Consider the following 5,079-nt stretch of genomic DNA (forward strand, 5'->3'; position numbering starts at 1 on the left):
GTATTATCGATCCTTTGAATGCCTTCTGGACCTCGGAGGAAATGCCCTTTTTGGCCGATTTTCTGGAAAGACATGCCTACAATTATATGAAGGATGCCAATTTTAAGGTAGCGGCAAACAACATAAAAGCCGATGAGATCATTGAACGGATCATGTCTTTAAACGGTATTGATTTTCTAAAACATAATTTTGGGTAATGCGCTAATGACCGAGGTCATTTAAATCCTTCTTTTAAAGCAATATTTTTATTTCTCCCGAGTATATAATCGGAAAAGATAAAACTATGAAGAAAATTTTTCCAATACTTATTAGCGTTTTCTTGATGCACTGTGTTACTATGGTAGGTCAAACGGACTACACAGAGCAAAGGGAGCAAATGGTAAAATGGCAATTGCAGGGCAGGGATATTACAGATCTTGCCACCCTTGCGGCCATGTTGAACGTACCAAGGCATAAATTTGTGCCTGAAAAGATGATGGCAAATGCCTATACTGATGGGCCTTTGCCTATTGGCAATGGCCAAACCATTTCGCAGCCCTATATCGTGGCCTTTATGACCCAAGCACTTCATTTAAATTCAAAGGATCGTGTACTTGAAATTGGTACGGGATCCGGTTACCAGGCAGCCGTACTGGCCAAAATTGTTGATTCGGTGTATACCATGGAAATTGTGGAGGACTTGGCAATAACAGCGCGGGAAAGATTGAAAGATTTGGGTTTTGCCAATGTGGTCGTAACCTGGGGAGATGGTTATCACGGTTTGCCAGATAAGGCCCCTTTTGATGCCATTATGGTTACCGCTGGGGCTGATTCAATTCCCCAACCGCTAATCGACCAGCTAAAAATTGGGGGACATATGATCATTCCTGTAGGACCACATCATGGGATACGCCAATTGGTTTTGATCACTAAAAAGAAAAATAAGATCGTTAAAAAAGATTTGATGTCCGTTCGCTTCGTACCATTTACCCGAGCGCAAAAACCCAATAAAGATTGAAAAATATAAATACTGCCTCGAGAGATAAATCGATGGTACGCTGTGAAGGAAACAAATTATGGTAAAATGGGGAATAATACCATCGGATTACCCACCGCCACTGCTATTGTCATAGCCAATATGATCGGTGCCGGTATCTTTACAAGTCTTGGATTTCAATTGGTGGATACGGTCAATACATGGTCCATTATGATTTTATGGTGCCTCGGGGCTGTAATGGCACTCTGTGGGGCCTTGAGCTATGCAGAAATTGCAACCTATTGGGTACGATCCGGAGGTGAGTACCATTTTCTGTCAAAGGCGTTTCATCCATTAGTGGGCTATTTATCGGGTTGGGTTTCCCTTACCATAGGTTTTTCAGCCCCAATAGCTCTTTCTGGTATGGCCTTAGGGGCCTATATATCGCCCTATTTAGGAGTTCCAGAATTGCCTTTGGCCATTTTCACTATTATCGTTATTAGTTTTTTTCATTCAATGAGCATCAAAAGAAGCAGCATATTACAAAACTCGACAACCTTGCTGAAGATTATCCTGATTTTCATTTTTGTCTTTTTTGGATTGACCCGTATCCCAGAGGCATCAGCATATCTTTTTGACAAAAGTTGGAAGGATGAATTGCTGTTGCCCGCCTTTGCAGTATCTTTTGTATATGTTACCTTCTCCTATTCGGGCTGGAATGCTGCGACCTATATCGTTGATGAAATAAGGGACGTGCGTAAGAATCTACCAAGGGCCTTACTATTGGGTACGGGGATCGTGAGTTTGCTTTATTTGCTTCTTAATATTGTATTCCTAAGACAAAATCAATTGGAAGACATCAGGGGTCAATTGGAAATCGGACAAATAACCGCCATTTCCATTTTTGGGCAAAATGGAGGCGAACTGATCAGTTTTGGAATTGCCTTCATGCTCATATCAAGTATAAGTGCTATGGTATGGGCCGGACCTAGGGTAACACAAGCGATGGCAGAGGATCATACTCTTTGGAGGTGGTTTGCCCAAAAAACGATGGGTAAGGTCCCATTAAGGGCCATCTGGTTACAAACTGCAATAACTCTGGGTTTGTTGTTCACCGGAACATTTGAACAGGTAATGATTTATAGTGGTTTTATATTACAATTATTTGCCGCTTTGGCGGTAGCCGCAGTTTTCGTAGTAAGGCGAAGAAATAAGTCTAAAAGCGGATTTAGGAGTCCGATTTTTCCCCTTCCACAACTAATTTTCTTAATTCTAAGTGCATGGATACTAATGTATTTGTTAATTGCACAACCCTTTGAAACCGGACTCGGACTTGTCAACCTTGCATTGGGTTATATGGTTTATAGAATAGATCTTTTCTATACTAAAAATAAAGGGCATTCCGCATAAAATAAGAGCATGATCTTATTCGTATCCTTATTGATGGGTTTCTATAGCATGAAGAAAGTAAAAGGGTTTTATACGTTGCCCATCAATGAATTAGCTTTCCGGGAATAGCACTTCTTTTTATTGGATTTAAATAACAATTTATATAATCCGTCGTTAGTGATTTATACGTATATCCATACTGATTGTTTAACTAAAAAGCGAACAAACCCCGAACCCCAGTTTTAACCTTAGATCTTTAGTATGAATTTTTTAAAACCTACACTCATCGTAGCCGTATTGGCTACCCATTCCTTTATTTTTTCACAAACGAACATGCCCGAAAAGGATACCGGTTTTGCCCTTGGTCTGGTCTCCGGTTATAACCGTGGACTAGGTTTCAACGCCAGCCTTACGGCTTTGAATCCCATGGAAGGTCTCGATGGACATTTGCGATTCGGATTGGGATATACACGAATGGACCCCGGCCATTCAGCCGATGCACGACGCATTTTTATAAATAATGCCACCAATGGTGTCCCCGAGGAGCATGGAAGGACTTTTGATTATCGTTTGGATTATCTTTGGAGTACCGATCTTTTTGATTTGGAAGAATCCTATCTTGTTGTCGGTCCCAGATACTCCAGTTTCCGGGGCAATTTCAAATATATCGGTGGAAATGAGGATTTTGATGTTACCGCCAAACAATTAGGTCTTGGATTAGGCTCAGAGAGCCATTTTAAGATCAATCCACGAATGGATTTGGTGGCGGCTGTCGGACTCGATTATTTCTTCAACAGTACCCTCAAGGGCCATGATACCATCTATAGTCCGGATAATGATAATGTGAATCCCAGGAATGATAATGCGAATGACGATGTGCAATTCACCTATAAGGATGCGAACAAAAGTATTAAACAACCCCAATTTATGCCCCGCTTATTTGTAGGGGTATCCTACAGCTTGTAAGACGCCAAAAAACCTAAATTGTTTGGCTGATGCCAGAGGGTGGTACTTCCTTCTCGGTTTTCCGTACATCCATTTTAGGCACGCCATCTTTCCTAGGCGCAGGTGCCTGCCAAAGAATTAACAGATTTTTCAGAAAGGAAGTCTTGAAAATGCTGTAATTTAAGGGATGTCTTGGGACGGATCATATACTTATAATTAAAAACAATCCCATGACTTTTTTTCCGTGCATAACGCATCGGTTTTAAAAGGGATATAACGATGAAACGAAGTACTATTCTAGCGGTTTTAGGCATTTTTTTAGGGTTTATTTGGGGTTGCAGCAGTACCCAAAGTGCGGCGGACAGCGCCATAAAAGCCGAACAGTTTGAAGCCATGAAGGATTTGGTGGCCACCAAGTCGTTCACCATTGATGTAAAAACCGCCCATCCGATGCAAACCCGAGCGGTTACCCAGATAACCAATGCTTTAATGCGCAATACCGGAAATAATGCAGGGCGAATAGACGTGACGGGGAACTTCATCGAAGTGAAGGGGGATAGTGTACAAGCGGGGTTGTCTTATTTTGGTGAAGTCCGGATTGCCAATTCACTAGATCCCAATGATGCAGGCATCAATTTTGAAGGGGAACCTTTATCCTATGAGGTTTCCGATAACGAAAAAAAACAAACCGTAACCATCGAATTTGATGTTAGGGGTAAAACAGAGCCTTTTATGGTAATCATTCAATTATTCCCCAACAAAAGAGCGGCAATATTTGTGAATAGCCCCTACCGTAACTCCATACGGTATGATGGGGTAGTGAAAGCCCTAGCCGATGCCAATGCGCCATAAGGCCTAAGCCAAGCGATAAATTCTATATGCTTGAAGGGAATTCTTCGTGGAATAGCAATAGTTTTCAAACATTTTAATCAATGCCTACATCCCTGGGCCTCATCCTTTGTATTTTAAATGGACAAAACAAAATGTTTGTATATAGGAATCCAAGGAGGCGCCTTTTCACTATATTTAAGTCGAAAATATTTAATCCCTCAAAAAGTATGCGCTTGGTATTGTTTTTTATTGGAATCCTTTTGGTATGTAGCTGCAATACGGAAAAAAAATCCACAAGGGGTCCCGAAAATGTTGTGCCCGTTCGTGCGGCATTAAGTAGGGATTCCCAGATATTTCTTGGCAATAGGTTGTTTTCCGAAAAGACCTGTATTACCTGCCATGATGTGAACAACAAAAAAATAGGTCCCTCGGTTAAAGAGATCATGGCCATTTACAAAGAAAGAAATGGGGATATTGTGGCGTTTTTAAAAGGGAATGCCCAACCCATTGTGGATACCACCGCAAGCCAAGTCGCCATTATGCAAGCGAATATCGATGGGTTTTTAAAAGAAATATCCGACGAGGAACTGCAAACCATAGCAACCTATATGCTTCATGTCGATGAATTAAACCCATAATAGTATTTTTTTTGGGGCATGTATTTATATCAGTATTATAATTTTGGTAGGCAAAGTGATCTTGGTAGTGTCAATCAATATAGATAACGAATCTTGGACATTTACCATACTATTCGAATAAACCGAATATTTTTTCTTCGGTATTTTACAATTGCGTTTAATAATTTGCTCCTGCTATGGCCTCCTATTTTCAAGTCCATCATATGATTTCAATGTCGATGAAATTTCAACTGTGAAATAACTATCAAGGTAATGCTTTTACTATTGAAAGGGAAAGGTGTAGGGGTTATAAGGTCTTGCGTATATATTATTATGGAAAAT

5 protein-coding genes and 1 pseudogene are annotated in these 5,079 nt (G+C 40.6%); all 6 read left to right on the top strand.

The window, feature by feature from the left end; genetic code table 11:
- Nucleotides 1-197 (top strand): annotated as a pseudogene (locus tag WBM98_RS00190) (peptidase M19); the annotation flags it as partial.
- A gap of 86 nt (nucleotides 198-283) precedes the next feature.
- Nucleotides 284-997 (top strand): protein-L-isoaspartate(D-aspartate) O-methyltransferase, encoded by a 714-nt coding sequence (locus WBM98_RS00195; RefSeq protein WP_424363988.1) that lies wholly within the window; start codon nucleotides 284-286, stop codon nucleotides 995-997.
- A 66-nt stretch (nucleotides 998-1,063) separates the two neighbouring features.
- Nucleotides 1,064-2,365: an APC family permease gene (locus WBM98_RS00200; RefSeq protein ID WP_424363989.1), complete on the top strand. Its 1,302-nt coding sequence runs from the start codon at nucleotides 1,064-1,066 to the stop codon at nucleotides 2,363-2,365.
- Between the two features lie 240 nt (nucleotides 2,366-2,605).
- A complete protein-coding gene (locus tag WBM98_RS00205) occupies nucleotides 2,606-3,310 on the top strand; it encodes a hypothetical protein (RefSeq protein WP_424363990.1) in 705 nt (234 codons plus the stop codon).
- Nucleotides 3,311-3,568: 258 nt separating this feature from the next.
- Entirely contained in the window at nucleotides 3,569-4,141 is a 573-nt protein-coding gene (locus WBM98_RS00210) for a DUF4251 domain-containing protein (protein WP_424363991.1), read from the top strand.
- Nucleotides 4,142-4,347: 206 nt separating this feature from the next.
- Nucleotides 4,348-4,758, top strand: coding sequence for a c-type cytochrome (locus tag WBM98_RS00215; RefSeq protein ID WP_424363992.1), 411 nt, complete (start codon nucleotides 4,348-4,350; stop codon nucleotides 4,756-4,758).
- The last annotated feature ends 321 nt before the right edge of the window (nucleotides 4,759-5,079 follow it).

The organism is Maribacter sp. (genome assembly GCF_049667165.1).
Lineage (GTDB): Bacteria > Bacteroidota > Bacteroidia > Flavobacteriales > Flavobacteriaceae > Maribacter_A.

Excerpts from the sequence above, each read along its gene's own strand:
- WBM98_RS00200 (WP_424363989.1), top strand. The coding sequence starts at position 1,064 with ATGGGGAATAATACCATCGGATTACCCACCGCCACTGCTATTGTCATA.
- WBM98_RS00215 (WP_424363992.1), top strand. The coding sequence starts at position 4,348 with ATGCGCTTGGTATTGTTTTTTATTGGAATCCTTTTGGTATGTAGCTGC.
- WBM98_RS00205 (WP_424363990.1), top strand. The coding sequence starts at position 2,606 with ATGAATTTTTTAAAACCTACACTCATCGTAGCCGTATTGGCTACCCAT.
- WBM98_RS00195 (WP_424363988.1), top strand. The coding sequence starts at position 284 with ATGAAGAAAATTTTTCCAATACTTATTAGCGTTTTCTTGATGCACTGT.
- WBM98_RS00210 (WP_424363991.1), top strand. The coding sequence starts at position 3,569 with ATGAAACGAAGTACTATTCTAGCGGTTTTAGGCATTTTTTTAGGGTTT.